The 4,518-nt window shown below is 58.2% G+C and carries 6 protein-coding genes; 1 reads left to right on the top strand and 5 read right to left on the bottom strand.

Annotation, left to right across the window (positions count from 1 at the left end; translation table 11 throughout):
- The 5 genes from meaB to scpA form a co-directional block, all read right to left on the bottom strand.
- The coding region (meaB, locus tag IBX54_RS13020; RefSeq protein WP_296543090.1) for a methylmalonyl Co-A mutase-associated GTPase MeaB at nt 1–719 on the bottom strand (719 nt) is incomplete at its 3' end.
- Nucleotides 712–960: a PIN domain-containing protein gene (locus IBX54_RS13015; protein ID WP_296543089.1), complete on the bottom strand. Its 249-nt coding sequence runs from the start codon at nt 958–960 to the stop codon at nt 712–714. The genes IBX54_RS13015 and meaB, both read right to left, overlap by 8 nt.
- Nucleotides 961–981: 21 nt before the next feature.
- A complete protein-coding gene (locus IBX54_RS13010; RefSeq protein ID WP_296543088.1) occupies nt 982–1,392 on the bottom strand; it encodes a type II toxin-antitoxin system VapC family toxin in 411 nt (136 codons plus the stop codon).
- Nucleotides 1,389–1,640 (bottom strand): antitoxin, encoded by a 252-nt coding sequence (locus IBX54_RS13005; protein ID WP_296543087.1) that lies wholly within the window; start codon nt 1,638–1,640, stop codon nt 1,389–1,391. The genes IBX54_RS13010 and IBX54_RS13005 overlap by 4 nt, the downstream gene beginning before the upstream one ends.
- A 58-nt stretch (nt 1,641–1,698) precedes the next feature.
- Entirely contained in the window at nt 1,699–3,876 is a 2,178-nt protein-coding gene (gene scpA, locus IBX54_RS13000) for a methylmalonyl-CoA mutase (RefSeq protein WP_296543086.1), read from the bottom strand.
- A 136-nt stretch (nt 3,877–4,012) separates the two neighbouring features.
- Between scpA and IBX54_RS12995 the strand changes: the two genes are divergently transcribed.
- A partial coding sequence (locus tag IBX54_RS12995) for a GntR family transcriptional regulator (RefSeq protein ID WP_296543084.1) occupies nt 4,013–4,518 on the top strand: 506 nt, incomplete at its 3' end.

The raw sequence follows: 4,518 nt of genomic DNA, 5'->3' as shown, positions 1-4,518 counted from the left end.
TGGATCACCTGCGGGTGCCATATTTTTTGGTCATGGTGCACATGGTCCGGGCTGCCGTGCAGGCCCAACAAACGCAGGCTGGAGCTGATCTGGGCGCGCGCCCGGGTGGCGGCATCGGGGTCTAGGTCGGCCTTGTTGATGAGCACCAGATCGGCCAGCTCCATCACGCCCTTTTTGATGGCCTGCAAATCGTCGCCCGCATTGGGTAATTGCATCAGCACAAACATATCGGTCATGTTGGCCACCGCCGTTTCGCTTTGGCCCACGCCCACGGTTTCGACAATCACCACGTCATATCCTGCCGCCTCGCAAACCAGCATGGCCTCGCGGGTTTTTTCGGCCACGCCACCGAGCGTGCCGCTGCTGGGGCTGGGGCGGATGTAGGCTTTCTCGTGCACAGACAACAGCTCCATGCGCGTCTTGTCGCCCAAAATGGAGCCGCCCGACACCGTGCTGGACGGGTCAATCGTCAGCACCGCAACGCGGTGGCCCTGACCAATCAGGTACAGGCCCAAGGCTTCGATGAAGGTCGATTTACCCACCCCCGGCACGCCGCTGATGCCCAAGCGGAATGACTGCCCGGTGTGCGGTAACAAGGCTGTCAACAGCTCGTCGGCTTGCGCACGGTGGTCTGCCCGGGTCGATTCGAGCAGCGTGATGGCTTTGGCCATGGCGCGGCGCTGGACCAGCGGACTGCCGTGAAGAATGGCATCAAGCATCAGGCAACCCCAAATACTCAATTTTTTGCCCTTGAATGTCCAAGGCGTCATTACCTTGCTTGCTCACCTGCACGTACTGCGCACTTTGACCAAGTTTTTGCACCGCCTGAACCACCGCGAACGGAAGCTTGTTTTGATGCGGTCCAATAAAAACAAGACCGCGAGTACCCTCCAGATTGAGTGCAGGAAGCAACTCTGGTTGCACGTTTTCCCAATCGACAAGAATGACTTGTGTTTTCATGGTTAGCGAGGCGCTCCGGGCTTACGCGGCCCAGTTCTCCGTCTTCAAGCCCTCGACGCGCTCAAACTCACGTGTGTTGTTTGTCACCAGAACCAGGTTTTTCGCCAGCGCATGACTGGCAATCAACAAATCCCTCTCGCCAATGCGTTGGCCGGCACGCTCCAACGCAAGCCGGGTATGAGCGTAGTGCCAGACGATCTCTTCACCCCAGGCGAGCGCGGGCAGTGTTGCAAAAAATGTCTCCAGCTTGGCACGGGTATCAGAACGCGTGCTTTTGACCGCGCCGAAGGCCAACTCTGCTGCTGTGATGCTGGACAAACAGACCACACCCGCGCCTGCATCAATCAATTTTTTCAATACCGCTTCCGGCCGATGATTGATGGCATAGATGCAGATGTTGGTGTCCAACATGTAGTGCAATGAAGGCTTCATGGCAGCAATGGTTCACGCTCGGCTTGAGGCCACTCTGGCGCGCGGACAAATGGCTCTGCATCAGAAAAATTGTCGAATACGGAGCGCACTTGCGAAGCCCAGTCAGTCGCCAATGGGGTCAAGATAACGCTGTCCCCCACGCGACGAATGGCCACCTCATCGGCATCAAAACGATAACTCTTGGGCAAACGCACAGCCTGGCTACGACCAGACATGAATACCTTGGCTGTTTCAGTGGAAAAAATCATGTCATTACCTGAATTTAAATTGAGATATTACATATGATATATCTCAATCATCAATTGATCAAGCCAGCGCCTTCTTGATCTGCTTCAGCACGTCGCGGGCGCTCACCGGGATCGGCGTGCCGGGGCCGTAGATGCCCTTGACACCGGCGGCATAAAGCATGTCGTAGTCCTGGCGCGGAACCACACCGCCAACGAAAACCACAATGTCATCTGCCCCCTGCTTCTTGAGCTCGGCGATGATGGCCGGCACCAGCGTTTTGTGACCAGCAGCCAGGGTGCTGACACCCACAGCGTGCACGTCGTTTTCAATCGCTTGGCGCGCGCATTCCTCGGGTGTCTGAAACAGCGGGCCCATGTCAACGTCAAAGCCGAGGTCGGCAAAGGCGGTGGCCACCACTTTGGCGCCGCGGTCGTGGCCGTCCTGGCCGAGCTTGCTGATCATCACACGCGGGCGGCGGCCCTGCTCGGTGGCAAAGTCGGCAATGTCGGCCTTGAGTGCGTTCCAGTAGTCCATGGTTTCTCCGGCGGTGGCATCGGTATCGTAGGCCGCAGCATAAACACCAGTCACCTTTTGCGTGTCGGCACGGTGGCGGCCAAAGGATTTTTCCATGGCGTCACTGATTTCACCCACCGTGGCGCGCGCCCGCACTGCCTTGATCGACAGGTCGAGCAGGTTGCCGTTGCCGCTGGCCGCTGCTTCTTCAATGGCCTGCAGCGCCTGGCGCACCTGCGCGGCGTCGCGTTTTTGCTTGATGGCGTTGAGCCGGGCGATTTGCGAGTCACGCACGGCGACGTTGTCGATGTCGCGGGCTTCAATCGCGTCCTCGGTTTTGAGCTTGTATTTGTTCACGCCCACGATCACGTCGCGGCCGGAGTCGATGCGCGCCTGTTTGTCGGCCGCAGCGGCTTCGATCTTGAGCTTGGCCCAGCCTGAATCCACAGCCTTGGTCATGCCGCCCATGGCTTCGACTTCTTCGATGATGGCCCAGGCTGCATCGGCCATGTCCTGGGTGAGCTTTTCCATCATGTAGCTACCCGCCCAGGGGTCGATCACGTTGGTAATGTGCGTTTCTTCCTGGATGATGAGCTGGGTGTTGCGGGCAATGCGCGCGCTGAACTCGGTCGGCAGCGCGATGGCCTCGTCGAAGGAATTGGTGTGCAGGCTTTGCGTGCCGCCAAACACCGCGGCCATGGCCTCGATGGTGGTGCGCACCACGTTGTTGTAGGGGTCTTGCTCGGTGAGTGACCAGCCCGAGGTCTGGCAGTGTGTGCGCAGCATCAGGCTCTTGGGATTTTTGGCGTTGAAACCCTTCATGATGCGGCACCACAGCAGGCGCGCGGCACGCATCTTGGCGACCTCCAAATAGAAGTTCATGCCAATGGCCCAGAAGAAGCTCAGGCGGCCGGCAAAACCATCGACATCCATGCCCTTGGCAATGGCGGTCTTGACGTATTCCTTGCCGTCGGCCAGCGTGAACGCCAGTTCCAGCGCCTGGTTGGCGCCGGCTTCCTGCATGTGGTAACCGCTGATGGAGATCGAGTTGAACTTCGGCATGTGTTTGGCCGTGTACTCGATGATGTCGCCGATGATTTTCATCGACGGCTCGGGCGGGTAGATGTAGGTGTTGCGCACCATGAACTCTTTCAGAATGTCGTTCTGAATCGTGCCCGAGAGCTTGTCTTGCGAAACGCCCTGCTCTTCCGCTGCCACCACATAACCCGCGAGCACCGGCAGCACCGCGCCGTTCATGGTCATGGAAACACTCACCTTGTCGAGCGGAATCTGGTCGAACAAAATTTTCATGTCCTCGACCGAGTCAATGGCCACACCGGCTTTGCCGACGTCGCCGGTCACGCGCGGATGGTCTGAGTCGTAGCCACGGTGCGTGGCCAGGTCAAACGCCACACTCACACCCTGGCCGCCGGCCGCCAGTGCCTTGCGGTAAAACGCGTTGGATTCTTCAGCGGTGGAAAACCCGGCGTACTGGCGAATGGTCCAGGGCCGCACCGCGTACATGGTGGCCTGCGGGCCGCGCAGGTAGGGCTCAAACCCAGGCAGCGTGTTGGCGTGGGGCAGATTTTGCGTGTCCTCGGCGGTGTACAAAGGTTTGACCGCGATGCCATCGGGCGTGACCCAATTAAGCGCATTCACATCGCCACCTGGCGCAGATTTGGCAGCGGCTTTGGCCCAGGCGTCCAGACTGGCGGACTGAAATTCAGGGTTGTTTTGGGTCATGATGGCAAACAGTTAAGTATTGGATGATCGGTGCCAAGCACTGTACAACGATACGCGCTTTGAGCGCCGAACTATCGAGTTTACGTTATTTATAATTATTGATACAAAAAATTCCTTCCAGCTTACAATTTGCGTCATGGCAGAACTTTCATTAGCCCCCCGCGCACTTTACGAAGAAGTGGCTGAACTTTTGCGTCAGCGCATTTTCAACCGCGAACTCGAACCCGGCAGCTGGATCGACGAGCTCAAGATTGCGCACGACTACGGCATCAGCCGCACGCCCATGCGGGAAGCCCTCAAGGTGCTCGCCACCGAGGGCCTGGTGACCATGAAAGTGCGTCGCGGTGCGTATGTGACCGAGGTCTCGGAGCGCGATCTGGCTGATGTCTATCACCTATTGAGCCTGCTGGAGTCCGATGCCGCAGGTGTCGTGGCGCAACGCGCTGACGATGCTCAAATGAGCGAACTGAAAACGCTGCACCAAGAGCTTGAAGATGCCGCTCAACCCGAGCATCTTGATCGGGAGCGTTTTTTTGAAATCAACGAACGCTTTCACATGCGCCTGCTGGAGATTGCTGACAACCGCTGGCGCAACCAGATGGTGGCCGACCTGCGCAAGGTCATGAAGCTCAACCGCCACAA

This window comes from Rhodoferax sp. (genome assembly GCF_014859475.1).
GTDB lineage: Bacteria > Pseudomonadota > Gammaproteobacteria > Burkholderiales > Burkholderiaceae_C > Rhodoferax.
This window is presented reverse-complemented; position numbering and strand designations above follow the sequence as displayed.

Excerpts from the sequence above, each read along its gene's own strand:
- IBX54_RS13015 (WP_296543089.1), bottom strand. The coding sequence starts at position 960 with ATGAAAACACAAGTCATTCTTGTCGATTGGGAAAACGTGCAACCAGAG.
- IBX54_RS13010 (WP_296543088.1), bottom strand. The coding sequence starts at position 1,392 with ATGAAGCCTTCATTGCACTACATGTTGGACACCAACATCTGCATCTAT.
- IBX54_RS13005 (WP_296543087.1), bottom strand. The coding sequence starts at position 1,640 with ATGATTTTTTCCACTGAAACAGCCAAGGTATTCATGTCTGGTCGTAGC.
- scpA (WP_296543086.1), bottom strand. The coding sequence starts at position 3,876 with ATGACCCAAAACAACCCTGAATTTCAGTCCGCCAGTCTGGACGCCTGG.